The sequence below is a fragment of the Ruegeria sp. AB8 genome, assembly GCF_056542605.1.
This window is the reverse complement of the sequence record NZ_JBQGAB010000003.1, coordinates 24,373-48,106: the sequence shown is the minus strand read 5'-3', so window position 1 is coordinate 48,106 and position 23,734 is coordinate 24,373. Positions and strand designations below refer to the sequence as shown.

The 23,734-nt window shown below is 60.2% G+C and carries 25 protein-coding genes; 9 read left to right on the top strand and 16 right to left on the bottom strand.

What is annotated here, in order from left to right; genetic code table 11:
* Nucleotides 1–128 precede the first annotated feature (128 nt).
* Nucleotides 129–779 (top strand): peroxiredoxin, encoded by a 651-nt coding sequence (locus tag ACR0CG_RS04090; RefSeq protein WP_170613045.1) that lies wholly within the window; start codon nt 129–131, stop codon nt 777–779.
* 85 nt (nt 780–864) lie between these two features.
* On the opposite strand, the gene ACR0CG_RS04085 is transcribed toward ACR0CG_RS04090, so the two are convergent.
* The 3 genes from ACR0CG_RS04085 to ACR0CG_RS04075 all read right to left on the bottom strand — a co-directional run bounded on the left by ACR0CG_RS04085 (nt 865) and on the right by ACR0CG_RS04075 (nt 3,877).
* Nucleotides 865–1,587, bottom strand: coding sequence for a glycosyltransferase family 25 protein (locus ACR0CG_RS04085; RefSeq protein WP_480522950.1), 723 nt, complete (start codon nt 1,585–1,587; stop codon nt 865–867).
* 70 nt (nt 1,588–1,657) lie between these two features.
* On the bottom strand, nt 1,658–2,347 hold the full coding sequence (locus ACR0CG_RS04080) for an outer membrane protein (protein WP_480522949.1): 690 nt from the start codon (nt 2,345–2,347) through the stop codon (nt 1,658–1,660).
* Nucleotides 2,348–2,569: 222 nt separating this feature from the next.
* On the bottom strand, nt 2,570–3,877 hold the full coding sequence (locus ACR0CG_RS04075; RefSeq protein WP_480522948.1) for an aminotransferase class I/II-fold pyridoxal phosphate-dependent enzyme: 1,308 nt from the start codon (nt 3,875–3,877) through the stop codon (nt 2,570–2,572).
* Nucleotides 3,878–4,010: 133 nt separating this feature from the next.
* Here ACR0CG_RS04075 and ACR0CG_RS04070 point away from each other — a divergent pair, with 133 nt between their 5' ends.
* Nucleotides 4,011–4,895 carry a LysR family transcriptional regulator gene (locus ACR0CG_RS04070; RefSeq protein ID WP_480522947.1) on the top strand — a complete coding sequence of 295 codons (885 nt, stop codon included), beginning with the start codon at nt 4,011–4,013 and terminating at the stop codon, nt 4,893–4,895.
* 52 nt (nt 4,896–4,947) lie between these two features.
* On the opposite strand, the gene pnp is transcribed toward ACR0CG_RS04070, so the two are convergent.
* From pnp to rbfA, 9 genes are all read right to left on the bottom strand, one after another.
* Nucleotides 4,948–7,098, bottom strand: coding sequence for a polyribonucleotide nucleotidyltransferase (gene pnp / locus ACR0CG_RS04065; protein ID WP_480522946.1), 2,151 nt, complete (start codon nt 7,096–7,098; stop codon nt 4,948–4,950).
* A 200-nt stretch (nt 7,099–7,298) separates the two neighbouring features.
* Nucleotides 7,299–7,946 (bottom strand): hypothetical protein, encoded by a 648-nt coding sequence (locus ACR0CG_RS04060; protein WP_480522945.1) that lies wholly within the window; start codon nt 7,944–7,946, stop codon nt 7,299–7,301.
* Between the two features lie 396 nt (nt 7,947–8,342).
* The gene (rpsO, locus tag ACR0CG_RS04055; RefSeq protein WP_480522944.1) at nt 8,343–8,612 is read right to left on the bottom strand and encodes a 30S ribosomal protein S15; all 270 of its coding nucleotides are present in this window, start codon (nt 8,610–8,612) and stop codon (nt 8,343–8,345) included.
* 144 nt (nt 8,613–8,756) lie between these two features.
* Nucleotides 8,757–9,779, bottom strand: a complete 1,023-nt coding sequence (locus tag ACR0CG_RS04050; RefSeq protein ID WP_480522943.1) for a calcium-binding protein — start codon at nt 9,777–9,779, stop codon at nt 8,757–8,759.
* 84 nt (nt 9,780–9,863) lie between these two features.
* Entirely contained in the window at nt 9,864–10,367 is a 504-nt protein-coding gene (locus tag ACR0CG_RS04045; RefSeq protein ID WP_170613062.1) for a DUF1643 domain-containing protein, read from the bottom strand.
* A 43-nt stretch (nt 10,368–10,410) separates the two neighbouring features.
* Nucleotides 10,411–11,175 carry a hypothetical protein gene (locus ACR0CG_RS04040; protein ID WP_480522942.1) on the bottom strand — a complete coding sequence of 255 codons (765 nt, stop codon included), beginning with the start codon at nt 11,173–11,175 and terminating at the stop codon, nt 10,411–10,413.
* A gap of 46 nt (nt 11,176–11,221) precedes the next feature.
* Complete coding sequence (gene truB, locus ACR0CG_RS04035; protein ID WP_170807001.1) at nt 11,222–12,130, bottom strand: tRNA pseudouridine(55) synthase TruB; 909 nt, start codon at nt 12,128–12,130, stop codon at nt 11,222–11,224.
* A 54-nt stretch (nt 12,131–12,184) separates the two neighbouring features.
* Nucleotides 12,185–12,928: a phosphodiester glycosidase family protein gene (locus ACR0CG_RS04030; protein ID WP_480522941.1), complete on the bottom strand. Its 744-nt coding sequence runs from the start codon at nt 12,926–12,928 to the stop codon at nt 12,185–12,187.
* Nucleotides 12,925–13,320 (bottom strand): 30S ribosome-binding factor RbfA, encoded by a 396-nt coding sequence (rbfA, locus tag ACR0CG_RS04025; protein WP_170613070.1) that lies wholly within the window; start codon nt 13,318–13,320, stop codon nt 12,925–12,927. The genes ACR0CG_RS04030 and rbfA overlap by 4 nt, the downstream gene beginning before the upstream one ends.
* Before the next feature lie 103 nt (nt 13,321–13,423).
* Between rbfA and dapB the strand changes: the two genes are divergently transcribed.
* Nucleotides 13,424–14,233, top strand: a complete 810-nt coding sequence (gene dapB, locus ACR0CG_RS04020) for a 4-hydroxy-tetrahydrodipicolinate reductase (RefSeq protein WP_480522940.1) — start codon at nt 13,424–13,426, stop codon at nt 14,231–14,233.
* A gap of 38 nt (nt 14,234–14,271) precedes the next feature.
* On the top strand, nt 14,272–14,955 hold the full coding sequence (locus tag ACR0CG_RS04015) for a DUF2306 domain-containing protein (protein WP_480522939.1): 684 nt from the start codon (nt 14,272–14,274) through the stop codon (nt 14,953–14,955).
* On the opposite strand, the gene ACR0CG_RS04010 is transcribed toward ACR0CG_RS04015, so the two are convergent.
* The 3 genes from ACR0CG_RS04010 to tmpA are packed head-to-tail and all read right to left on the bottom strand — an operon-like array spanning nt 14,942 to nt 17,330.
* Nucleotides 14,942–15,610: an ureidoglycolate lyase gene (locus ACR0CG_RS04010; protein ID WP_321249771.1), complete on the bottom strand. Its 669-nt coding sequence runs from the start codon at nt 15,608–15,610 to the stop codon at nt 14,942–14,944. The two genes, ACR0CG_RS04015 and ACR0CG_RS04010, sit on opposite strands and share 14 nt — an antisense overlap.
* Entirely contained in the window at nt 15,607–16,197 is a 591-nt protein-coding gene (gene tmpB / locus ACR0CG_RS04005) for a (R)-1-hydroxy-2-trimethylaminoethylphosphonate oxygenase (RefSeq protein WP_480522938.1), read from the bottom strand. The genes ACR0CG_RS04010 and tmpB overlap by 4 nt, the downstream gene beginning before the upstream one ends.
* On the bottom strand, nt 16,194–17,330 hold the full coding sequence (gene tmpA / locus ACR0CG_RS04000; RefSeq protein WP_480522937.1) for a 2-trimethylaminoethylphosphonate dioxygenase: 1,137 nt from the start codon (nt 17,328–17,330) through the stop codon (nt 16,194–16,196). The genes tmpB and tmpA overlap by 4 nt, the downstream gene beginning before the upstream one ends.
* A 98-nt stretch (nt 17,331–17,428) precedes the next feature.
* On the opposite strand from tmpA, the gene ACR0CG_RS03995 reads away from it, so the two are divergent.
* Entirely contained in the window at nt 17,429–18,283 is an 855-nt protein-coding gene (locus tag ACR0CG_RS03995) for a LysR family transcriptional regulator (protein WP_170806996.1), read from the top strand.
* 4 nt (nt 18,284–18,287) lie between these two features.
* On the opposite strand, the gene ACR0CG_RS03990 is transcribed toward ACR0CG_RS03995, so the two are convergent.
* A complete protein-coding gene (locus ACR0CG_RS03990; RefSeq protein WP_480522936.1) occupies nt 18,288–18,470 on the bottom strand; it encodes a DUF1674 domain-containing protein in 183 nt (60 codons plus the stop codon).
* 89 nt (nt 18,471–18,559) lie between these two features.
* Between ACR0CG_RS03990 and ACR0CG_RS03985 the strand changes: the two genes are divergently transcribed.
* From ACR0CG_RS03985 to lspA, 4 genes are all read left to right on the top strand, one after another.
* Entirely contained in the window at nt 18,560–19,816 is a 1,257-nt protein-coding gene (locus ACR0CG_RS03985; RefSeq protein WP_480522935.1) for an RsmB/NOP family class I SAM-dependent RNA methyltransferase, read from the top strand.
* A gap of 90 nt (nt 19,817–19,906) precedes the next feature.
* Nucleotides 19,907–21,646, top strand: a complete 1,740-nt coding sequence (locus tag ACR0CG_RS03980; protein WP_321249767.1) for a heparinase II/III family protein — start codon at nt 19,907–19,909, stop codon at nt 21,644–21,646.
* A 22-nt stretch (nt 21,647–21,668) separates the two neighbouring features.
* Entirely contained in the window at nt 21,669–23,258 is a 1,590-nt protein-coding gene (gene purH / locus ACR0CG_RS03975; protein WP_480522934.1) for a bifunctional phosphoribosylaminoimidazolecarboxamide formyltransferase/IMP cyclohydrolase, read from the top strand.
* Nucleotides 23,258–23,734, top strand: a complete 477-nt coding sequence (gene lspA, locus ACR0CG_RS03970; RefSeq protein WP_170679842.1) for a signal peptidase II — start codon at nt 23,258–23,260, stop codon at nt 23,732–23,734. The genes purH and lspA overlap by 1 nt, the downstream gene beginning before the upstream one ends.

Here is a 23,734-nt window from a genome sequence, read left to right as displayed (position 1 = left end):
GAGATAATTTGATCAAATTATTTCTGCGAATTGCTGACAGCTTTGCCCTGCATATGGTTTAACAATTGCGGAAAGTGTTTAGGTTTACGGCAACCGACTCGGTTTTTTCACAGGAAAGGAGATGCCCCATGGGTTTGCGCATCAACGATACCGTCCCGAATTTCACTGCAGAAACGGATCAGGGCACTGTTCAGTTCCACGATTGGATCGGCGACAGCTGGGCCATCCTGTTTTCGCACCCCAAGGATTTTACCCCGGTCTGCACCACCGAATTCTCAGCTGTGGCGCAGCTGAATGATGAATGGGCTGCACGTAACACCAAAGTGATCGGCGTGTCCGTCGACGGTGTGGAAGATCACAAGAAATGGAAAAAGGATATCGAGGCCTATGGCAATGCCAACCCCGGTTTCCCGATTATCGCCGATGACGGTCTGGCGGTATCCAAGGCCTTTGACATGCTGCCTGCCGAAGCCTACCTGCCCGATGGCCGCACACCTGCCGACAGCGCCACGGTGCGGTCGGTCTTTATCATCGGGCCGGACAAGCAACTGAAGCTGTCCATGACCTATCCGATGACTGTCGGCCGCAACTTTGCCGAGATCCTGCGCGCGCTGGACGGGCTGCAGATGAGCGCGAAGGGCGTTGCGACCCCAGCAAACTGGGTGCCGGGTGAGGATGTGATTATCCCGCCCACCGTGTCGAATGAAGATGCCAAAGCGAAGTTTGGCGAGTTCGAGACGATCTTCCCCTATCTGCGCAAGACCAAGGCGCCGTCGTAACGGCTGCCTGGGTCCAAGGGGGGGGCTGCCTCCCCCCATCGCGCCCCTCGGGGCGCGATTTCTCCCGAAGGTACTTTCTATCTGATTACGGCAGTGGTCTCTGTGGGTGCAGGTGTAGCTTCGCCCGATAGGCAGCGCGCTTGAATTCCCGTGTCAGCTTGTCGCTGAGCGGCGGTTTTGTCTGAATGGTGGAGCCGCCTATTTCCCGCGCCACTTCACGGTTGCCGCTGCCCAGCAGGGCGTGGATCGGCTGGCCGGTCAGCCAGTGCATTTGCTGAAACGTGTCCACCGGGCGGTCGATTTCGTTGGTTGCGGCCAGCAACCGTTCTGCGGCGCGCCGGCCAACCATCTGGCACACGCATTGCAATCCGATGACTTTCGGCAGGATCAGTTTCAAACCGTTCTGTTCCGCCAGGGTCTGCACCGGCACTTCGCGCTGTTTCACCGGGATACGGATATATTGGTCGGGGGTCGCAAGAGAGTCCAGCATGTCCAGTGCTTGGGCCATGCGGGGGGGGTCTATGCGCAGATCATCCTCGGTGATGATGGCCAGTTCGATCTGTTCATCGACCATCTTTTTCCAGATCCGCCTGTGGCTTTCGAAGACGCCGATTTCAGCGGGGCGCAGTGGAAACGGATAATGGGGGCGGTGCAGGTTGCCGGGATGCAGACTGACATGCGCGATCTGGTCCGGATCGCGACCATTCACGGCCTCGAACAATTCGGCATTGGGAAGGTCTTGGCACAACTGATCGGCATTGGCGCGGCGCGCTGTGCTTGAGGACATATGAATGACAAAGGATCGCATGCCCCCGTGCATAGATCACGAGGGCACGCGGGGAAAGCGAAACCGGAGGGAAACACTTTCCCGTACCGCGTCAGAACTTGTAACGCAGGCCGAGATTTATGCTGAACGTATCCAGATCGTCCTCGACCGACCCGGTCAGCGCGCCGTTTGGCGCCAAACGATCGGACGAAACATCAAAGGCGCGCGAATAGCGGGCATCGGCGATGAAGGCGGTGTTGTCATTGATGTCATACGCCGCCCCGGCAATCAGTTGTGCAGCAAAATCGGTGCCGCTGTCGTTCAGCTCAACCCCCGGACCATAGGCGAAGTCCAGATCTGAATAGGTCGCACCCAGACCAAAGCCGAAATAGGGTGTCAGCGGTCCGCTTTGTTTGATGTCGAACAGGATGTTTGCATACAGCGAGGTCTGAGTGACATCGCCCGAGATATTGCCCTCGGTCGCCGGTCCGTTGCCAGTGAAGTTCACCCCGTCCACATCATTTTCGCGATAGGACAATTCCAGCTCGATCCGGGTTCCGATCCTGTCGTTGGACCATTGCGGAACTTCCGTCCCGATTGCCACGCCAAGCCCATAGCCCGAGTCGAAATCGGTATCAACTGATTGGTTTGCGCCACCGATCGAGCCCGAAAAATCGCTGTCCTGCAACCGGCTGTAGCCGGCGAAGCCCTGAATATAAGCGCCCTCGGTCAGGCTTTGCGCGCCAGCGGCGGAAACGCCCAGGCCAAATGCGGCAGAGGCGAGGATGAAACGGGTGATCATGGTCATGTCCTTTGTTCCGTAAGATGCACGGGGCACATGTGGGGCGGATCGGAACAAACGAAAGCCGGTTCCCGATCAACTCGGGTCACGGTGGATTTGAACAGCGTGAGTGAATAATTTCGCCGGTGGCATCGGCCCTATTGGCAATGGTGCAAGCCGCTCTAATGTATGAGGAAAACAACCGCAGGCGCATGAGATTGCGGCTCACGCGCCCGCATCGTCTTAGTGTATGAAATGCAGGGTCGAAAAGCTTTGCCGCCAGTCTGAAACTTGCCCCGCTATATCCTTTTTTGCCAGACCGTCTGCAATCAGCGCGGCCAGATGTTCGGCGTCGGCCGCAGTCATGCCCCACCGGACCAGTTCCGGTGTTCCGATGCGCAGGCCGTTCAGATCGCCGGCGACAGCGTTAACGGGCAACCCAATACCACAGGCCAGGAAACCCGCATGCCGCAGTGTTTTTGAGGCCGCTTGCCCGCCACCATAGGGTTCCGCCAGCACGGCGAACTGATGCGAGGCGGTAAAGCCCCCGGCACCCGCAAAAACCGGAACCCCTCTGGCATCCAACGCTTCGGCCAGCGCTTTGGCCATCGCAATCATCGCCGCCGCGTATTCGGCACCAAAATCGCGCCAGTCCAGCATCGTCAAAGCCAGGGCCGCCGATTTGGCCGCGTCGAAATTGGCCGTCATGCCGGGAAAGGCGATGCGATCCAGCGCCTGCGCGATCTCGGCGTCATTGCTGACGATCAGTCCCCCCGCTGGCCCGCCCAGGCTTTTGTAGGTGCTCATGGTCATGAAATGCGCGCCTTCGGCCAGCGGGTTGCGCCAAGCCTTTCCGGCAATGATCCCACATTGATGCGCGGCATCGAACATGACCTTGGCATCGATTTCATCAGCGATGGCACGGATTTCGGCGACCGGATGTTCAAACAGGTTCAGGCTGCCGCCAATCGTGATCAGGCGAGGCCGTTCCGTCAGCGCGATCTGCCGCAACTGGTCCAGATCGACCGTATACCCATCGGGATTGACCGGCGCTTCGATGGTTCGCAGGCCGAACAGCCCGGCACAGCCGGCCAGGTGATGGGTGACATGCCCGCCGATTGACGCGGGTGGTGCGATGATCGTGTCGCCCGGTTTGCAGGTGGCCATAAAGCCGTAAAGATTCGCAATCGCCCCAGAAGGTACCCGGATTTCGGCATATTTCGCATCGAAAATCTCGGCACACAGCTCGGCCGCGATCACCTCGATCTCTTCAATGGCTTCCAGGCCCATCTCGTACTTGTCGCCGGGATAGCCCAGCGAAGGGCGCGAGCCGATGCCCGAGGCCAGCAATGCCTCGGCCTTCGGGTTCATTACGTTTGTGGCAGGGTTGAGGTTGAAGCACTCTTTCTCGTGGATGTCACGGTTTCGTGCCACAAGCTGGTCAATCCGCCCCAGCAGATCTGCCGAGGACGCCTGTGCCGTCCTGGCCGCGATATCCTGCACAAGTGTCTCGCATGCCGCAGGGACCCAGGCCCGTTGTTCGATTGTCATATCCGTGTCCTCCATTTGCGGCCAAGATTGATCACTTCGAATGACAGCGCAAATCAGATTTGCTATTTCTTGGCGTAGAAAAGCTAAGGCTAGGAAATTGCCCGTTTCACCACGCCGCCCCAAGGGGCCACCCATGAACGCCCTGCGCGCCTTCGAGGCCGCGGCGCGTCACGGCAGTTTTGTCGCCGCTGCGGATGAACTGAACGTCACGCCCGGTGCGATTTCCCAGCATATCAAGGCGTTGGAGGGCTGGGCAGGGGTGACATTGTTCCGCCGGAATGCGCAGGGCGTACAGTTGACCCCGGCTGCCCGCAGTCTGAGCCGCGAATTTACTGAGGCCTTTGACGCGCTTGCATCCGCGACGCAAAGCCTGAGGAACCAGCAACCCAATGCGGATATCCATATCGCCGCTCTGCCGTCGGTCGCGCAGCTTTGGCTGCCCGCCCGGCTTGGGCGGATCCGGAAAATCTATCCTGATATCAATTTCTCGGTCACCGCGCTGGAATCACCGCCCAGCCTGACGCGCGAGTTTTTCGACCTGTCCGTATTCTTCGCCATCCCCGATGGCAGCGCCGAGCAGGTGGTCCTGGCCAGGGATATCATCTTTCCCGTCTGCACTCCGGCAATGGCCGAAGACGTCGCAAAGGGTCGCGATCCAGGCACCCTTCCATTGCTGCACGATCAGACATGGCAGGACGATTGGGCGATCTGGTCGGATAAATCCGGGCGGGCGCTGGCTGATCCGCAAAAAGGGCCGCGCTATTCCCTGTACAGTCTGGCTGTCGAGGAAGCCAAATCCGGGGCGGGGGTCTTGATGGGCCATGCCTGCCTGATCGAACAGGCGCTGCGCATTGGATTGCTCTGCCCGTTGTTTCCCGAAAGATGCGAGAGCGGCCTGTCACTGGTCCTGAACCGCCCGCACAGGACCCGGCGCAGGCCAGAGGTCGATGAAATCGCCGACCTGCTGAAACAGAGCGTTCAGTCGCCGGAAACCCGACCTGAAAACCAAAGCCCATAAAAAAGACCCCGGCCAAAGCCGGGGTCTTCTGTATCTCCGAAAAAGGGGCAGATTACTCTGCACTTTCCTCTTTCTTTTCTTTCTTCTCGGGGACGATCTCTTCACCGGTTTCCTGATCGACGACTTTCATCGACAGGCGAACCTTGCCACGATCGTCAAAGCCCAGCAGCTTGACCTTCACTTCCTGACCTTCCTTCAGAACATCCGACGGATGGTTCAGGCGGCGATTTTCGATCTGGGACACGTGCACCAGACCGTCGCGCTTGCCAAAGAAGTTCACGAAGGCACCGAAGTCGACGATTTTGACCACTTTACCGGTATAGACCTGACCTTCTTCCGGCTCGGCCACGATCGAATAGATCATGTCATAGGCCTTCTTGATCGATTCACCATCCGGCGAGGCGATCTTGATGACGCCGTCGTCGTTGATGTCGACCTTGGCACCCGAAACCTCGACGATCTCGCGGATGACCTTGCCACCCGAGCCGATTACTTCGCGGATCTTGTCGGTCGGAATGTTCATGGTCTCGATGCGCGGAGCGTGGACCGAGAATTCGTTGGTCTCGGACAGGGCTTTGCCCATCTCGCCCAGGATGTGCATCCGGCCTTCTTTGGCCTGTGCCAGAGCGGTTTCCATGATCTGCGGCGTGATGCCTGCGACCTTGATGTCCATCTGCAGCGAGGTGATGCCGTTCTCGGTACCCGCCACCTTGAAGTCCATGTCGCCCAGGTGATCTTCGTCACCCAGGATGTCGGTCAGAACGGCGTACTCACCGTCATCTTCCAGGATCAGACCCATGGCCACACCGGCAACCGGTGCTTTCAGCGGAACACCCGCATCCATCATCGACAGCGAACCGCCGCAGACAGACGCCATCGAGGACGAGCCGTTGGATTCAGTGATCTCCGACACCACGCGGATGGTGTAGGGGAAGTCGGTCGGCGCAGGCAGAACCGCCTGCAGCGCACGCCATGCCAGCTTGCCGTGGCCGATCTCACGACGGCCGGGCGAACCAACGCGGCCAACTTCACCAACCGAATACGGAGGGAAGTTGTAGTGCAGCAGGAAGTTCGATTTGAAGTTGCCGTGCAGCGCGTCGATGAACTGCTCGTCATCACCAGTGCCCAGCGTGGTCACGGCCAGCGCCTGCGTTTCACCACGGGTGAACAGGGCGGAGCCATGCGTACGCGGCAGCAGCGAGGTTTCGGCTTCGATGGCGCGGACATCAGTGGTCGAACGGCCGTCGATGCGTTTGCCGCCTTTGACGACGTCGCCGCGCAGGATGCCAGCTTCCAGCTTTTTCATCGCGGAACCCAGGTTCGCGTCTTCCAGCTGTTCCTCGGTCAGCGCTTCCTTGATCGCTTCACGGGCAGCGGCAACAGCGGCGGTGCGCTCCTGCTTGTCGGTGATCGCGAAGGCGGCGCGCATCTGCTCTTCACCGGCTGCGGCAACAGCGGCGTAGAGGTCCGAATAATCGGGCGCTTGGAAATCGAACGGCTCTTTAGCGGTTTCTTCGGCCAGATCGATGATCAGGTCCAGAACCGGCTGAATCTGCTCGTGCGCAAAGTTCACGGCGCCCAGCATTTCGGCCTCGGACAGCTCGTACGCTTCGGACTCCACCATCATCACGGCGTTCTTGGTGCCGGCGACAACCAGATCCAGACGCTGTTCGGGGTTCAGGCGCAGGTCCTGCATGTCGTCCACGGTCGGGTTCAGGACGTATTCGCCATCCACGAAACCAACACGGGCACCAGCGATCGGGCCCATGAACGGCGCGCCCGAGATGGTCAGGGCAGCCGAGGCGGCGATCATCGCAACGATGTCGGGGTCGTTGACCAGATCGTGGCTCAGCACGGTGCACATCACCAGAACTTCGTTCTTGAAGCCGTCAACGAACAGGGGGCGGATCGGACGGTCGATCAGACGCGCGGTCAGCGTCTCTTTCTCGGTCGGGCGCGCCTCGCGCTTGAAGAAGCCACCCGGAACCTTACCGGCGGCATAGTATTTCTCTTGGTAGTGCACGGTCAGCGGGAAAAAGTCCTGACCGGGCTTTTGGCTTTTGGCAAAGGTCACGTTGGCCATGACGCTGGTTTCGCCCAGCGTGGCAATCACGGTGCCGTCCGCCTGACGGGCAACCTTGCCGGTTTCCAGTGTCAGCGTCTCTTCGCCCCACTGAATCGATTTCTTTGTTACATCAAACATATGCGTATCCTAGAAGGGAGCACTCCCGGCCCTCCGGGTCTCCCGTTTGCATGGCGGCCCCATTGCCGCCGACCCCACTTTATCTTCCATTCGAGTGCCGGGGTCAGGGCACAACGTCTCAGATACCCGCGCGCATACATGAGTTTTGGCCCGAAGGGAAGGGAAACCGGATGCCGATAGCGAAAGGGTGCCGAAAGCGTTTAGAAAGACCGTTCGCGCGATTTGCGCAGCGCGCGGATGTCTTGCGGGGGCTCTGCCGTCGGCGCGGTTGTGGCACTTGGTGCACCTTTGTCTTTGGACTTTAAAAGCGCCAAAGCAGATACGGACCAGAGCCACGCATTCAGCCACAGCAGTGCGCCGCTTACGACGAGCCCTCTCAGGATGATCTCAAGGTCGAAGTCAGGCAAAGTCTGGACGGTCAAGATCGAAAACATGGACAAAATGATGGGAAGTAATGCGTAAACCGCCGTGAGTATGCCGAAATAAATCTGCAGGAAAATCGAAACGAAAAAGACGCAGAACAGCGGGATAAAGCTGCGCCTGAACCCGCTAAAAAACGCATGGCTTGGCGCACGCAGCCCAGCGGATTGTGCGGCACTTGCCATAGGCACTGCCATGACCGCGTAGAATGCGGCTAATACGAGAAAAAAAATGATTAATTTGCTGCCCACTGCGATTAGCGCGAACGCGACCTGAGTGCTTTCGGCTGCATTTTGCAGAGCGCTCCAAGAGAAGGGTTCACCCACCTGCCAGATGGCAAACAAGATAGCGGACAGGTTCACAATGAAGGTCAGGCACCACAGTGCCGCCGCAAAGAACAATCCGTACATTACCGAATACAGAACCAAAGCCTTGTAATCCGTGCGCCGCGTTTCCCCCTTCAATGCCAGAGCAGCGCGTATCCCGAACAGGCTGATGAAGGCGCTTGTAATCGGCTCGCTGACGTGACCGGCCAGCCCGAGGGTGAAAACATCCAGAACCATCCACACAACTATTGAGGCGAGGCTGATCGCAAGGATGGGGAAATCATGCGGGGAGTGACGCGGAGCGACAGCACGAATGAGTTCAGAATTAGAAGCATTTAACAGGCTTTCGGCATAGCCTTAAGTTGTGCAGGCAGACACACCTCAACCCACTGGCAATGTCAAATGCGTGGGTCGACCGCTCTAAAAAAAGAGGTTCGATGGCCACAACAAAAAACGCCCGCCAAAATGGCGGGCGTTTGAAACAAATGCAAAAAGCGATTAGCGGCGGATGCCCAGCTTTTTGATCAGGTCCTGGTAGCGCGCTTCTTCCTTGCCTTTCAGGTAGTCCAGCAGCTTGCGGCGCTGAGCAACCATCTTCAGCAGACCACGACGACCGTGGTTGTCTTTCTTGTGGGTCTTGAAGTGCTCGGTCAGGGTGTTGATGCGCGAGGTCAGGATGGCAACCTGAACTTCAGGCGAACCGGTGTCGCCCTCTTTGGTTGCGAATTCTTTCATGACGCGTGTTTTTTTAGCGGCAGTGATCGACATCGGGGTCTCCTTTGAAAGGTTAGAGTGAATGGCGCAGGCCGGGATGTCGTCCAGCGCAGGCCCATGGAGAAAACCGCACCGATTCCGATGCGGATGCGCGCGTATAGGCGCATTTGCGGCAAATGGCAAAGGGAATCTCCTGGCTCAGTCCTGAAGGCCCAGCTGTTCCAGTTCTGCTTCGGTCATGAATTGGATATCATCTGCCGTGATACCTTCGGCACCGAGCAGATGCGCCACATCCTGCCCGTTGACCATCACCCGGATCAGGTTTTCGTCTTCGGCGTCGGTTTCCAGACGAATATCGGGTTCTTCAGCGTCATTCCAGGAAATCAGCAACTTGTCCTGCCCTGGCTGAAAACCCATTACTGCGACCTGATCGTCGTCGTCCTCGGGGCTCAGAACAAATGTATCCGCGTCCTGTCCGCCAGTGACGATATCGCTGCTTTCCGCCAGAATCGTGTCTTCCCCTGCGCCACCGTTCAGGAAGTCTGCTGATTGTTCCGCGTCGCCATCGTCGCCTGAAATAAGATCATCGCCATCGCCGCCGAAAACGACGTCTTCACCGGCCCCGCCGCTTAGCGTGTCATTGCCATAGCCGCCCTGCAGGACATCATCGCCTTCCCCGCCGGTCAGAATGTCATCGCCTTGCCCACCAATAAGCGTGTCGTCACCCTGCCCACCGTGCATCTCGTCCGAACCGCCGTGTCCATAAAGCTCGTCATCCCCGCAATCGCCATTCAGAAGATCATCCCCATCCATGCCATGAATCAGGTCATCGCCTTCTGCACCGGACACGATGTCGTTGCCGGTGTCCCCGAACAACATGTCGTCCTCATGGCTGCCTTCGATGATCAAATTGTTGTCCTGAACGTCAATCGGATCGTCCCCGGACGCGTCTGTTTGCGTCTCGGTGTCATCGCCCGTTTCGGGGACTTCAGTGCCCTCGAACTCGGGTTCTTCAGTTCCGGTGGGCAGGTCTTCAACCTCGGGAGGGGCCGGGTCATCGACATTGTCGTCGATTTCCAGAAACGCCCCCTGGCCAGCGTCATCCGGCTGATCCAGTGCGACGTCGTCATCTGATTCTTCATCTTCGGACGAAAAGATATCGCTGACCGCGTAGGCGGCACCGCCCACGGCCGCCAGTCCAAGCAAACCGATCAGAAACATGAAAATCCTCCGAAAGCCTGGTGAAATATTCCATGGATTCAGAAGTTTGGTCAAAGCAAGCCTGTGGGTGTGGTTAACCTTTTGTCACCACGCTTGGGGCTGCTGAGAGTAGGCGATGTACAGGGGATGCTTGGGATGCCCGTCTTTTGTCAGCCCAAGATGAAACAGGGGCTGGCCGGTTCCGCGCAGCAGGTTTTCAACAGCAGGGCCACGCTCAAGATGTGCGCCGTGGGTGCCCCAGGCGGCGATGACCTGGTCGGCCCATTGGACACCGTCCAGAATGGCCGCGTCATTCTCGGGTCCGACCGGATCGGGGGCGGCTCGCATCTTGCGCGGGTCGGTGTCGCGCCAGGCAAAGATGTTGGTCACCTGAAATGCGCCGAACCCCAATGCCCGCGCCCGACGTTCGCACCGTTCCACCGTTGGGTCGTTCTGTACCTCGGTCGCGGTCGATGGGTTCAGCATGACGAACAGCGCCTTGCGCCCCGTCGGATCCCAGATGCGTGTCAGGCTATAGCGATAGTTCTCGCAATCGGAATACACGGCGGTCGAGGGCGCGTCGCCTTTGGTGTGGGAACGGGTGATCATGATGGGTTAGTGACCAATTGCGCCGGCTTTCGCAAGCGCAAGCTCAGCGGTCGGTGTATTTGTCCAAACCTTTGTCGACCCAGTTCAAGGCATATCCCGCTGGCCCGCGTATGCCCTGTTTCGGATTCGTGGGACAATCAAGCTGCACATGCGGATTGTCACGCAGAAGCGTGAGCGCGTCCCTGGCCGCAGCCAACTGGTCCTTGGTGACTTTGGGTACGTCGCTGTGCTTGACGGCCGCCAGTGTCATCCGATGCAGCGCCGAAGCCAGTGTCCAGACCGTATGATACCGCAGGCCTTCCAGTTTTGGGTGCGCTGCGATGCGGGCGATGACGGCAACCAAAGCGTCATAGAAGGTCAGGTCCCTGTTTGTCCGCAAAATCTCGGCGGCCACGTAAACATCTGCAGGGTCCGCGCCGGGTTTCAACCCGTCATGGATCGGCGCCGTATCGGGCAGGTTCCCCGCCAGGACTTTCAGCGACTGCCGGGTTTCTTCCAGTTCGGACACCGGCGCGTGAATGTCGAAGGCCGAATACAACGTATTCAGACGCGCGTTTTCCTCTTCCAACTCGGCGACATGCGCCTCTGTTTCGTCGAGCTTTTGCTTGACTTCACGAAGCTGAACTTCGAACTCGCCAAGCTTTGCGGACGAAACGTAGCGAGGGATCGCCTTAAGGCGCTCGGGCTTGCGGATGATCCATATGACCAGCCCCAGGGCGATCAGCGACCAGATCGAGATGTTTTCAAGAAACAGCTTCAGGTATTGGAAGACCGCATCGTTTTCCAACGTGAACCCCCATCGTTGCAATCGGTAATCCGACCGTAGCGGCAAAACCGAGTTGGGGGAACATCGCTCAGCTATCGACGAACACCCGGCTGGGGTGCAATTCGCCCGATTTGTAGATACCCACGGCCACAGCCTTGCCATCCAGTGAGGCCCAGGCCTCATCGCCGTATTCAACGTCCGATGCCAGAACCATGCCCGGATTGCCATTGCGCAGGCGGGTAGCACCTTCGGGGGTGCATTTCAGCTCGGGCAGGTCGGACAGGCCGGTCTCCAGCGGGTGCAGGTAATCGTCCAGTGCCTCGGTCTTGGCCATTTCATCGATCTGTTCGATGCTCAGCCCGTCTTCGGCCTCGAACGGGCCGGACCAGATGCGGCGCAGCTCTCTGACGTGGCCGTGACAGCCCAGTGCCTCGCCCAGATCGCGCGCGATCGAACGGACGTAGCCGCCTTTGCCGCATGTCATTTCCAGCACGACGTGATCTTCGTCGGGGCGGTCGACCAGAACCAGTTCCTCGACCCATAACGGGCGGGCGGACAGGTCCACATCCTCGCCGTCGCGGGCCAGCTTGTAGGCGCGCTGGCCGTCGATCTTCACGGCTGAGAACTTGGGCGGCACCTGCATGATGTCACCCAGAAACGGGGCCAGTGCCTGTTTGATGTCGTCATCCGAGGGGCGCGCGGGACTTTCAGCGATCACCTCGCCTTCGGCATCGTCGGTGTTGGTGGCCTGACCCAGACGCACGGTGAAAGTATAGGCTTTCAAAGCATCGGTGATGTAGGGAACGGTCTTGGTCGCCTCGCCCAGAGCCACGGCCAGAACACCGGTCGCTTCGGGGTCAAGTGTACCCGCATGGCCCGCCTTTTTTGCATCCATCGCCCAACGCACCTTGTTGACCACCGCGGTCGAGGTCATGCCCGCGGGCTTGTCCACCACCAGCCAACCGGAAATATCGCGGCCCTTGCGTTTGCGTCCCATACTGCACCTAGAAGATTGCTGAGGCGCGCGGGTTAGCGGATCGCCTCACTGCTGTCAATTTGCTGGCGCATCCTCGACCACGCCGACGATTGGCCCCAGCGAAAACCCGACATCGGACCGTTTGTTCGCCCGGTCATACATCCGAGAGATATTGCCGTCGAAGAACAGCGCGTTGGGCGTACCCAGAAGATCCCGGAACAGGCCGCCGAACTCGTGGAAAGTGACGTAATCATCCGAAATTGCAAACACAGCGCGGGTGCCGTCGGCACTGGTGCCCACACCGTTGCGCACATAGAGCGAGGTCGAATCGGGCAGGAAGCGCGGATGCAGCTCTCCGTTGATGACCAGCATTGGGCCGGATTGTGTGGCAAAACGGCAGTCGGGAATCTGATCGACGAAATCCAGTGTCTCGAACACGTCGGCGCGACCCTCGCGAATGCAGAACACGCCATTGGGCAACAGGCCGAAATTGCCGGGGCCCGGATTGGCGATCACGCGCATTTGTTCCTGGCCCTCTTCGACATAGTGACCGACAGGTGAGCGGTCTTCGTGATACATGCCCGCGTTCATCGCGAAGGCAAGCCGTTTGCCGCCCGGTTTCAGTGCATCATTGACGGAAGAGAAGTGCCCCAGCAGCTCGCCGTTTTCATCGTTCAGAAACAGACGCAGATCTTCGTTCGCAGCATCCACCTCGCAGACTGTGTACCGCTTGCCCTCATGGGTCAGCTTTTCACAGGTCACCGCAGAGGCTTGCGCGGCCCAGAAGGCCGCGATCAGCGAGACGGCGGGGCGGATCACTCGTCCAGATCGCGGCGCACCGCGTCCTGATCGAACATGCGGCGGGTGTCGTCCAGCCGGTCGAACGTGTCGTCCAGCCGGAACCGCAGATCGGGCGAGAATTTCAGACCGACCTTCTTGCCGACCATGCGCCGCAGCTCACCCTTGTTGCGGGCGAGCAGCGCGATCACGTCCTCCTGCCCTTTGCCGCCCAGCGGCAGCACGTAGGCAGTCGCAATCTTCAGATCGGGCGAGGTGCGCACCTCGCCAACTGTGATCGACATGCGATTCAGGTCGGGGTCGTGGACATCTCCGCGCGCCAGAACCTCGGACAGGGTGCGGCGGATCAGCTCGCCGACGCGCAGCTGTCGTTGGGACGGGCCGGGGCCATCGTGGAATTTGTTCTTTGCCATAAACCCCGATCTAAGCGCAAAGCGGGGCTTTGCCAAGCGGGCGCGAACGGGGTAGGAGGCTTTGAGCCGACCATCCGGCAGGCAACGCGAAAGGACCAGCGCCATGACCCATATTCCGGGGATCGTCATCACAGGGGCTTCGGGCCGTATGGGGCAGATGCTGATCAGGACCGTCACGGACAGTGATCAGGTTCGTCTGGTCGGCGTGGTCGAGCGTAACGGCCACGACTGGATCGGTCAGGATGTCGGCGAGGCGATGGGTGGGCAGGCGCTGGGCGTAGCCGTGACCGATGACCCGCTCGAGGCTTTCGCGCAGGCGCAGGCTGTCATCGATTTCACCGCACCCGAGGCGACGCTGGAATTTGCCGCCCTGGCCGCGCAAGCGCGTTGCGTGCACGTGATCGGCACCACCGGCATGACCGAAGAACAGATCGCGGCGCTGGAACCGGCCGCGCGCCATGCCGTGATCGTGCGGGCCGGCAACATGAGTCTGGGGGTCAACCTGCTGGTACAACTGACCAAAAAGGTTGCCGCCGCGCTGGATGAGGATTTCGATATTGAGATCATCGAAGGCCATCATCACCACAAGGTCGATGCACCATCGGGCACCGCGCTGATGCTGGGCGAAGCGGCTGCCGAAGGCCGGGGCGTCAATCTGGCCGATGTGTCCGACCGGGGTCGCGACGGCATTACCGGCGCGCGCAAGCGCGGTGACATTGGGTTCCACGCCATTCGGGGTGGGGACGTTGTCGGCGAGCATGACGTGTTGTTCGCAGCCCCCGGCGAACGCATCGTATTGCGCCATCTGGCCTCGGATCGCGCCATCTTTGCACGCGGTGCGCTGAAGGCGGCGCTGTGGGGGCAGGGCAAGGCGCCCGGTCAGTATGACATGGTGGATGTGCTGGGGCTCTGACCCGTAGACAGGTCGCCAGCCGGCGCTAAAGTCCGGGTATGCGTATCCTGAAATCCCCTGTGGCGTCCGGCCTGTTGCTCGTGGCGTTTTACCTGACGCTGCTGCCTTTTCTGGTGCATGGATTTGGCATGATCGGTATTGGGCTGTCTGACGATGCAGCCCAGCGCAGCTATTTGTTTGCCGACGGTCAGGGCATCTGCAATACGATGATGATGGTGCACATACTGGCCGGAACGGTGCTGTTGGCATTGGTGCCGCTGCAACTGATCAAAAGGCTTCGGCTTGGATTCAACCGATTTCACCGTGCATTGGGTTCTGTTCTGATTTCGCTTGCATTGATCACAGGCGCGGCGGGAATGGCCTATATCCTGTTGCGGGGAACGATTGGTGGCTCGGTGATGTCTGTGGGCTTCTTCCTCTATGGCCTGTGCCTGTTTGTTTCGGCTCTGATGCTGGCCCAAAAGGCAATGGCAGGTGATCGCGCTGGTCACTGGGCGTGGGGATTGCGACTGTTCTGGCTGGCGCTTGGGTCTTGGTTATACCGTGTGCACTACACATTATGGTACCTGCTGACCGGAGGGCTTGGGTCAGAGCCCGATTTCTCGGGCCCTTTTGATCTTGCGCAGAATTTCGCGTTCTTTCTTCCCTATCTGCTGGCCGTGCAGGTTTGGATTTCAGGGCGACTTAACGACCATCAGCGGGCGTTGCTCACAGATCCCTGATCTTGTCCGCACGCAGCGGGCAGGCGAGGTAGACACCGAATTCCTTCCCGATGTCAGCGCTGACCCGGGCGTGGACCTTGCCTTGACGGTCCAGGAACCGCTGGTCGTCCTCAACGGGAAAAATCCCCTCATGCCAGATGCCGGGATGGATATAGAGACCGCGCGAGCCGTCGCACCAGAATGCCACCACCTTGTCGGGGGTCAGGTTATCGCCGGGCAGCGCGGCAGGCACGATGAACGGTCTGTTATCCAGCGGCCAGAACATCTGCCCGCCATCCGGATGATAGTTCATGTGCCACAACAACACCTGATCGCGCGGCGCGGTTTGCTGTTCCGGTTGCGCTTGCTGCGGATCGGTCGACCAGCCGAGCACGTAGTGACCATTGACGGCCTCGTTTCGACCATAAAGCACATCACCCTTCCATTCTCCATGGAATGTGCCCTCGACCCAGCCGCCTTCGTCACCGGTGCCGTCATCGATCGGCCGCCAGCCCTGTTGCGGCCAGCGGACGATTTCGATTTCGAACGTATCAGGGTCATCGACCAGACAGCCGTAGCCTTTTACCGACTGCTCTGTCGCCCGGATCAGCGGAACCTCATGCCATGGCAGCGACGGCTTGGAGCTCGCTTCGAAGATGTATTCCGGCGCGTTCATGATGCCCCCAGATGTCTGTCGACCATACGCTGCACCATCGGTGCGAAATGGGCGAATTCCGGAGTTTCCATGTCGGCACGCTTGCCCGCCTCATCCAGATAGCGCACCTGAATAATCTCTTTAAGGTTCGGTTTGGCCTCGAACTCTGCCACTTCGTCGGCACTCATGGGTCCGCCCTGCAGTTCCAGTGTATGGACGGATGCGGCGGACAGGCGATTGAAATATTCGGGCTTGGTGGCGCAGAGATAGCGCTTGGCCGCGACGTGATAGCGGCAACAATCGGTGATGACCGACGGGAAAAACTGCTCCAGCACCTCGGCGCCAGCGTCCTCGTGGTGGCGATCCTCGGTGTCGTCGGGGTGATAAGTGCCGAATTCGGACGTGAAATGGCCGATATCGTGCAGCAATGCTCCGACGATGATCTCTTCGGTCTGGCCGTTCTGCTCGGCAATAGTGGCCCCCTGCAACATGTGCTGAGCCATGGTGACGGGCTCGCCCAGATATTCCTCTCCGCCACGGCGCTCGAAGATATCACCGATGAAGGCCACGATATTGTCGCGGTTCAGGGTCGAAAAATCGGGTTTCATTCCGCCGCCTCCGGTTGTGCCATCGCCATCGCGGCTAGAGTGGACAGCAATCCGTCCTTGTCGGCATAACACCCCTGCAGCCAGCGTGATCCGGCACCGGAATAGCCCAGACGGGCGTGCAGCACGCGGGTGTTGTCGACGATAAAGCTTTCGCCCGGTTCCAGCTTGAACGACACGCCCATGGCCGGGTCGTCGATGATTTCACCGAACTGCCGATAGGCGGCGTAGTAGGTTTCCATCTTGTCGAACGGCACATCCACAAACGGCGCGGATGAGCGGTTGTTAAAGCGGATGCTGATCAGTTCTCCGTCAGGTGAAAGCTCGATCATCGGGCGGCGCGAGCGCAGGCAGACACCGTCGGAACCCTTATACTCGAACCGCGCCGGATAGCCCGCCAGCAGAGCAAAACCTTCAGGGTTCAGGTCCCGCAGCTTTTCAGCGGCCCGGAAGCCATCGACCACGATCGAGTCACCGCCTTCGGCACTGTTTTCCAGGCAGTAGAGGATTTGCAGCGTCGGAACCGGATCACGGTAGGGATTGTCGGTATGGGCCTGCAGACCAAGGCCGGTATAGGCAAGGTTGGTGGGGTTCACCTCGGTCCGGACCTCGAAATAGGGGCCGTAGTTTGTTTCGCGGACGTAACCGAACAGATCGGCCACTTTCAGCAGCGATTCCGGTTCGGCGGGACCGCCGGTCAGCTTGGCAAAACCGAACTCGGCCACTGCGGCCAGCCAGTCCCTTTTGGCACCGGAGTTGACGTGAACCGCAGTCCAGTCGCCGGAGGGCGCCTCCATGCCGCGTTCCCAGGTTGTGATGCCGTGCGCGACGCGCCCGACTGCACCGCCGTGATCGTGATCATAGTCGTGGTCGGCCAGCCAGTCGGCCGGGAAGGAAACGGTCTTGTCTTCGGGCTGGAAGGTGACCTGCAGATCGCCGCCGACAATTTCTGCTGCACTGACCGAAACATTTGCGGGAATGTCACCGATGGTGATCAGACGTTGTCCGTTGCCCGGCGCGCGGGTGTCGGGGTCCTGCGCGTTGTCACGCAGCCAGATGGCGTGAAAGCGCGATTGGGACGCGTCGGCAAAAGTGACAGTTACGACCGAAGGGGTGAAAGTGGCGGTGCGCAGCATTGGGAATCTCCTGTTCAGCGCGGCTTTGGTTGAGGAGATACGGTGCTTGTGGCATTAATACAATTAATCCTTCTTTCTGCTGAGGCCCGGAAAAACTAATGGATAGAAAGAAAGTCGGTCTGCCCCCTCTGGATTGGCTGCGCGTGTTCGAGGCTGCCGGGCGTCTTGGCGGGTTTTCAGCCGCCGCGCGTGAGTTTGGCCTGACGCAGGCGGCGGTAAGCCAGCGGATCGGCAACCTTGAATCCTGGCTGGGCCGAACATTGTTCGTGCGCGAAGCGCGCGGCGTGTCCCTGACTGTTGAAGGCGAAAGTTACCTGCCGCTGGTGCAAGACAGTCTGCAGGCACTGGAGCGAAATACAGAAGACCTGTTCGGCAAATCCCCGCGAGAGCTGCGTGTCGCGGGCCTGTCCTCGAACATCCACGCACTGGTTCTGCCGGCCGTCGCGCGGTTTCAGGAGGTGCGGCCCAAGGTGCGGGTGATGACCGACTCGGTTGCGCGCCGGTCGTCGCTGGACGAGGAGAGGACATGGCTGCAAATCCGCTACGGCCGCGGAACCTGGCCCGGGCGCGATGCGGCGCTGATCGCGCGTGAGGTTCTGGTGCCGATGGCCGCGCCGGGTGTCGAATGGGGCGCGCCGCTGATTGATCTGCGCGGGGAACGACCGGCATGGCGGGACTGGGCGCGCAAGACGGACAATGCGGAATTGCCGCCGTCAAAGATCAGTCTCGATTCGATGGAACACGCGATTTCCGCAGCTCGGCAGGGGATCGGCGTGGCGCTGGGTTCGGTGCCTCTGGCCCATTCGGACTTACATGCGGGACGATTGTGCAGGCTGGATCTGCCCGAGTTGCCGACCAAGGATGGCTATTGGCTGACATGGCCCGAAGAGCGTGCGAAATCGAACAAGCAGCGCGCGCTGATCGCTGATTTTCTGCAGGCTTTGCGGGGCTGAACGATCAGAAATCGATGGCGATGCCTTTTTTCTCCCAATCGCCATAGCGGGCCGGGTCGGGGCCGTCGCGTCCGCCCAGTTCCTTTGGCATTTGCTTGGCTTCGGTCTCGGCCTTCTTGCGGCGTTCTTCGGCTTCGGCCAGCGCGCGCTGGGCGGCAGGCGGCAGGTCTTTGCGCTGATCGGTCATGACATCGGGTTCCTTTCCGTGCATGGGCTTGATATACGCCCGCGTCCGCCCTTGGCAATGCGGGCTTGGGTCACAGGAAAGGCGAATCCATGTCTGACAGCGCAACAGCGGCGCGGCGCAGCGCGATCTATCTGCTGGATCAGATTTTGGGAGAAGGGCGATTGCTGTCGGAATGCCTGGCCGCAGGCGCGCTGGATCGTTTTGAACCCGAGGACCGTGCAAGGGCTCAGCGTCTAGCGCTGCAAACGTTGCGCGGGTTGGAGCGGGCGGACCGCCTGCTGGACAATCACCTGAACCGAACCCCGGCGCTGACTGTCCATAACGCCTTGCGCCTTGGCGCGGTCGAGTTGTGCCACGGCGAGGCGGCGCATGGCGTCGTCAACTCCATGGTCGAGATCGTAGGCCGGTCGCGCAAGCATGGACGCCTAAAGGGCTTGGTAAACGCCGTGCTGCGTAAAGTCGCCGCTGAAGGGCCGGATGCCTGGCCGAGAATGCGGGTGCCGCGCCTGCCGGATTGGCTGCGGGAACCGCTGATCATGGCCTGGGGTCCCGATGCCGTTGCCGGCATGGAGAGGGCTCATTTCAATGGCGCGCCACTGGACATCACGCTAAAGCCCGGCGCGACCGGACCCGGTGAGGCTTTGCCAACGGGTTCAATGCGCGTTCACGATGCCGGCCAGGTATCGACCCTGCCGGGTTATGACAGGGGCGCGTGGTGGGTACAGGATGCAGCGGCGGCCTTGCCCGTGCGGGTGCTGGCGCCGAAAGCGGGTGAGCGAATTCTGGACCTCTGTGCCGCCCCCGGCGGCAAGACGTTGCAACTGGCGGCGGCTGGGGCAGATGTCACCGCGCTGGACATCTCGGAAGGGCGGCTGGAGCGGGTGCGCGAAAACCTTGCCCGCACCGGTTTGTCAGCCAAGGTCATCGCCGGCGACGCGTTGGAACATCAGGGTCAGTATGATGCCATCCTGCTGGATGCCCCCTGTTCCGCCACGGGCACCATTCGTCGGCACCCTGACCTGCCCTTTGCAAAGGATGGTTCGGAATTTGGCGGGCTGATCGAATTGCAGGCCCAGATGCTGGCCCATGCCTGGACCCTTCTGAAACCCGGCGGGCGGCTGGTCTATTGCACCTGCTCGCTGCTGCCGGATGAAGGCGAGGTGCAGGTCGAAGAGGCGCTGGAACAATATCCGGATATGCAGATCGACCAAGGCGCGCTGGGCATCGAAGGTGTCGATTCCGACTGGATCACGCAGGAAGGCGGGTTGCGCCTGCGGCCAGACTTTTGGGAGGATCGGGGCGGCATGGACGGGTTCTATATCGCCTGCCTGAACAAATCCGCCTGAAGGCACGCTTTTCGATGACTTGACGCGCCGCCCGGTCTATCGTTGGGTCTCAGGCGCCAGCAGAGCGCAAGGGGCAGAGAAACAAGCGTCATGTCGAAGTCGGACACCATGGCCAACCGGTGGATGCGGTTTCAGAACCGTTTCTACGCGCGCCTCAGCCAGCGCCAGAAGGCGGTCACCGGATTTGTCAGCCAGCCCGAACCCCGCGCTGTCGGCTCATTCGCGCGCGGCAGGCAGTTGGTGGCCGGGAACCTGCTGTTCGCCGGTTACTTGGTCGAGGCGCAGGATACCGGGCTGTGGGATGTCGCAGCGCCCAGTGCCGGTTTTGACAATGAGCGTCACGGATTTGCCTGGCTGGACGATCTGGCCGCAGTTGGAGACATGCGCGCGCGGGAAAAAGCCCAGCGTTGGGTCTGGGGTTGGATCGCGACACATGGCCGGGGGCAGGGACCCGGCTGGGCGCCCGACCTGACAGGTCGCCGGGTGATCCGCTGGATCAACCACGCCATTTTCCTGTTGCGCGGTGTGGACGAGCAGCACAGCAGGCTGTTCTTCCGCTCTCTGGCGCAGCAAACGTGGTATCTGTCCAAACGCTGGCACGCCGCGACGCCGGGCTTGCCCCGGTTCGAAGCGTTGACCGGTCTGGTGCAGGCCGGTCTGGCGCTGGAGGGATTGGAGAGACTGGCCGATCCGGCCCTCAGCGCATTGTCGCGGGAATGCGAGCGGCAGGTGGATAAGCAGGGCGGGATCAGCACCCGGAACCCCGAAGAATTGCTTGAGGTATTTACGCTTCTGTCCTGGACATCCGCCGCGCTGAGTGAACTGGGTCGGGGGACGCCGGGATCTCAGCTGAACGCGATCAGACGCATTGCACCGACCCTGCGCAGTCTGCGGCATTCGGACGGCGCGCTGGCCCGGTTTCATGGTGGCGGGCGCGGCCTCGAAGGGCGGCTGGATCAGGCCCTGGCGCAAAGTGGCGTGAAGCCGGACCATTCAACAGGGCTGTCAATGGGATATGCCCGTCTCTACGCCGCAAGAACCAGCGTGATCATCGATGCCAGCGCACCGCCCAAAGGGGCTGCATCCTATAACGCGCACGCTTCCACCCTGGCGTTTGAGCTGACATCCGGACGCAGGCCGTTGGTCGTGAATTGCGGGTCCGGCGCTAGTTTCGGGCTCGAGTGGCGTCGGGCCGGGCGGGCGACGCCTTCTCATTCTACCCTTTGCCTGGACGGGTATTCTAGCGCCCGCCTGACCGATCCGGCCCCGGGCACGGAAAACGAAGCGCTGGTCGATGCGCCCTCGCAGGTCCTGACCGAGGTTGAGGCCGGTTTTGAAGGAACCCGCTTCATGGCTGGTCATGACGGGTACGCAAAAGTGTTTGGTCTGACCCACGCCCGTACTTTTGAACTGCGTTTTGACGGCCGCGAACTTGTGGGTGAAGACATTTTGCTGACCGCAACCGACAAGGCGAAGCGGCAGTTTGACAAGGCAATGGATGCCTCGGGCCTGTCGGGTATCGCGTTTGATATCCGGTTTCACCTGCACCCCGACGTGGATGCGGCGCTGGATTTGGGGGGTGCTGCGGTGTCGATGGCTCTCAAAAGCGGTGAAATCTGGGTTTTTCGCCATGATGGCGCGGGAAAATTGTCAGTCGAGCCAAGCGTTTACCTTGAGAAAGGGCGTTTGAAGCCGCGCGCGACAAAACAGATCGTTCTATCCGGGCGCGCAATGGAGTATGCGACCCGCATCCGGTGGACGCTGAGCAAGGCACAGGATACAGCCTATGCCGTACGCGATCTGCACCGGGACGAGCCCGAGTTTGACTGACGCCAAAAGGACCTTTGGACCCATGACCGACCTTCACCCCGTGCGCCGCGCGTTGCTTTCCGTTTCCGACAAGACCGGGCTGATCGAGCTGGGAAAGGCGCTGGCCGAGCGTGGGGTCGAGCTGCTGTCGACCGGCGGCACGGCCAAGGCGCTGCGCGAGGCAGGGCTTGAGGTGAAGGACGTCAGTGAGATCACAGGCTTCCCCGAGATGATGGATGGCCGTGTGAAAACCCTGCATCCGATGGTGCATGGCGGGCTGCTCGCGCTACGCGACAACGACACCCACGTTGCTGCGATGGAAGAACACGGCATCGGTCCAATCGACCTGCTGGTGGTGAACCTCTACCCGTTCGAGGCGACAGTGGCCAAAGGTGCTGGTTACGACGAATGTATCGAAAATATCGATATCGGCGGACCTGCGATGATCCGCGCGGCCTCCAAGAACCACGCCTTCGTGAACGTGGTCGTGGATGTCGAGGACTATTCCTCGCTGCTGGATCAGTTGGAAGAGAATTACGGCAAGACTTCGTACGGGTTCCGCCAGTGGCTGGCGCAAAAGGCCTACGCCCGGACCGCAGCGTACGACACCGCAGTTTCGAATTGGATGGCCGACGCATTGCAGCTTGAAGCGCCCAAGCGCCGATCTTTTGCGGGTGAGCTGAAACAGACCCTGCGCTATGGTGAGAACAGCCATCAACAGGCGGCTTTCTACACTGATGGAACCAACCGTCCGGGTGTGGCGACCGCCGTTCAGCACCAGGGCAAGGAACTGAGCTACAACAACATCAACGACACAGATGCTGCGTTTGAATTGGTGGCCGAGTTCAATCCTGCAAAAGGTGCGGCCTGTGCGATCATTAAGCATGCCAACCCTTGCGGCGTAGCCACAGGCACGACCTTGCTGGAAGCGTATAAGTCAGCCTTCGACTGCGACCGGACTTCGGCCTTTGGTGGGATCGTGGCACTGAACCAGCCGCTGGACGCCGAGACTGCGCAGGAAATCACCGGGATTTTCACCGAAGTCGTGATCGCCCCCGGCGCGTCGGACGAGGCAAAGGCGATCTTCGCGGCCAAGAAAAACCTGCGTCTGCTGACCACCGAAGGCCTGCCGGATGTGACCACTGGTGGCAAAACCGTGCGACAGGTGGCCGGTGGCCTGCTGGTGCAGGACAAGGACAATGGGTTCATCGGAATGGATGACCTGAAGGTTGTCACCAAAAAGGCCCCGACCGAAGAGCAGATGCGCGACCTGCTGTTTGCCTGGAAAGTCGCCAAGCACGTCAAATCCAACGCCATCGTCTACGTCAAAGACGGTGCGACCGTGGGCGTGGGCGCGGGCCAGATGAGCCGCTTGGACTCTGCCATGATTGCCGCCAAGAAGGCCGAACGCATGGCCGATGCGCTTGGCTTGCCGCAACCGCTGACCATTGGCTCGGCCGTGGCGTCCGATGCGTTCTTCCCCTTCCCTGACGGGCTGATGGAGGCCGCCGAAGCCGGCGCGACCTGCGTGATCCAGCCGGGCGGCTCGATGCGCGATGACGAGGTGATCGCTGCGGCGGACGAGGCAGGCCTTGCAATGGTCTTCACCGGCATGCGCCATTTCCGTCACTGATGCGTTATCGCCTGCTGCTCTGGGCCGCGCTGGCGGCGCTGTTGATCGACCAGATCAGTAAATATCTGGTCGTTCACGTGATGCGCGTGGCCGAAAGGCCCGGGGGTGTCGACGTGTTGCCGCCGCTGCTTGTGTTCAAGTACGGCGAGAATCGCGGGATTAACTTTGGCCTGTTTCAGGGGAACACGGACGCAGCCCGCTGGTTTCTGATTGGCATATCGGTCGTGATCTGCACCGCCGTTCTGATCTGGTTGATGCGGACGACCCCGTCGAAGCTGATGCAGATTTGCGGCGGCTTGCTGATCGGCGGGGCGCTTGGAAATGTGGTGGACCGTGTTCTGTACGGTTATGTCCTGGACTTCCTGAACATGTCCTGTTGTGGCATCGATAACCCGTTTGTCTTCAATCTGGCCGATGTGTTCATTTTTGCCGGAGCACTGGGGCTTGTTCTGTTTGATGGCAAAAAGCCCTCGTGA

Excerpts from the sequence above, each read along its gene's own strand:
- ACR0CG_RS04090 (WP_170613045.1), top strand. The coding sequence starts at position 129 with ATGGGTTTGCGCATCAACGATACCGTCCCGAATTTCACTGCAGAAACG.
- ACR0CG_RS04085 (WP_480522950.1), bottom strand. The coding sequence starts at position 1,587 with ATGCGATCCTTTGTCATTCATATGTCCTCAAGCACAGCGCGCCGCGCC.
- ACR0CG_RS04080 (WP_480522949.1), bottom strand. The coding sequence starts at position 2,347 with ATGATCACCCGTTTCATCCTCGCCTCTGCCGCATTTGGCCTGGGCGTT.
- ACR0CG_RS04075 (WP_480522948.1), bottom strand. The coding sequence starts at position 3,877 with ATGACAATCGAACAACGGGCCTGGGTCCCTGCGGCATGCGAGACACTT.
- ACR0CG_RS04070 (WP_480522947.1), top strand. The coding sequence starts at position 4,011 with ATGAACGCCCTGCGCGCCTTCGAGGCCGCGGCGCGTCACGGCAGTTTT.
- pnp (WP_480522946.1), bottom strand. The coding sequence starts at position 7,098 with ATGTTTGATGTAACAAAGAAATCGATTCAGTGGGGCGAAGAGACGCTG.
- rpsO (WP_480522944.1), bottom strand. The coding sequence starts at position 8,612 with ATGTCGATCACTGCCGCTAAAAAAACACGCGTCATGAAAGAATTCGCA.
- ACR0CG_RS04050 (WP_480522943.1), bottom strand. The coding sequence starts at position 9,779 with ATGTTTCTGATCGGTTTGCTTGGACTGGCGGCCGTGGGCGGTGCCGCC.
- ACR0CG_RS04045 (WP_170613062.1), bottom strand. The coding sequence starts at position 10,367 with ATGATCACCCGTTCCCACACCAAAGGCGACGCGCCCTCGACCGCCGTG.
- truB (WP_170807001.1), bottom strand. The coding sequence starts at position 12,130 with ATGGGACGCAAACGCAAGGGCCGCGATATTTCCGGTTGGCTGGTGGTG.
- rbfA (WP_170613070.1), bottom strand. The coding sequence starts at position 13,320 with ATGGCAAAGAACAAATTCCACGATGGCCCCGGCCCGTCCCAACGACAG.
- dapB (WP_480522940.1), top strand. The coding sequence starts at position 13,424 with ATGACCCATATTCCGGGGATCGTCATCACAGGGGCTTCGGGCCGTATG.
- ACR0CG_RS04015 (WP_480522939.1), top strand. The coding sequence starts at position 14,272 with ATGCGTATCCTGAAATCCCCTGTGGCGTCCGGCCTGTTGCTCGTGGCG.
- ACR0CG_RS04010 (WP_321249771.1), bottom strand. The coding sequence starts at position 15,610 with ATGAACGCGCCGGAATACATCTTCGAAGCGAGCTCCAAGCCGTCGCTG.
- tmpB (WP_480522938.1), bottom strand. The coding sequence starts at position 16,197 with ATGAAACCCGATTTTTCGACCCTGAACCGCGACAATATCGTGGCCTTC.
- tmpA (WP_480522937.1), bottom strand. The coding sequence starts at position 17,330 with ATGCTGCGCACCGCCACTTTCACCCCTTCGGTCGTAACTGTCACTTTT.
- ACR0CG_RS03995 (WP_170806996.1), top strand. The coding sequence starts at position 17,429 with ATGGATAGAAAGAAAGTCGGTCTGCCCCCTCTGGATTGGCTGCGCGTG.
- ACR0CG_RS03990 (WP_480522936.1), bottom strand. The coding sequence starts at position 18,470 with ATGACCGATCAGCGCAAAGACCTGCCGCCTGCCGCCCAGCGCGCGCTG.
- ACR0CG_RS03985 (WP_480522935.1), top strand. The coding sequence starts at position 18,560 with ATGTCTGACAGCGCAACAGCGGCGCGGCGCAGCGCGATCTATCTGCTG.
- ACR0CG_RS03980 (WP_321249767.1), top strand. The coding sequence starts at position 19,907 with ATGTCGAAGTCGGACACCATGGCCAACCGGTGGATGCGGTTTCAGAAC.
- purH (WP_480522934.1), top strand. The coding sequence starts at position 21,669 with ATGACCGACCTTCACCCCGTGCGCCGCGCGTTGCTTTCCGTTTCCGAC.
- lspA (WP_170679842.1), top strand. The coding sequence starts at position 23,258 with ATGCGTTATCGCCTGCTGCTCTGGGCCGCGCTGGCGGCGCTGTTGATC.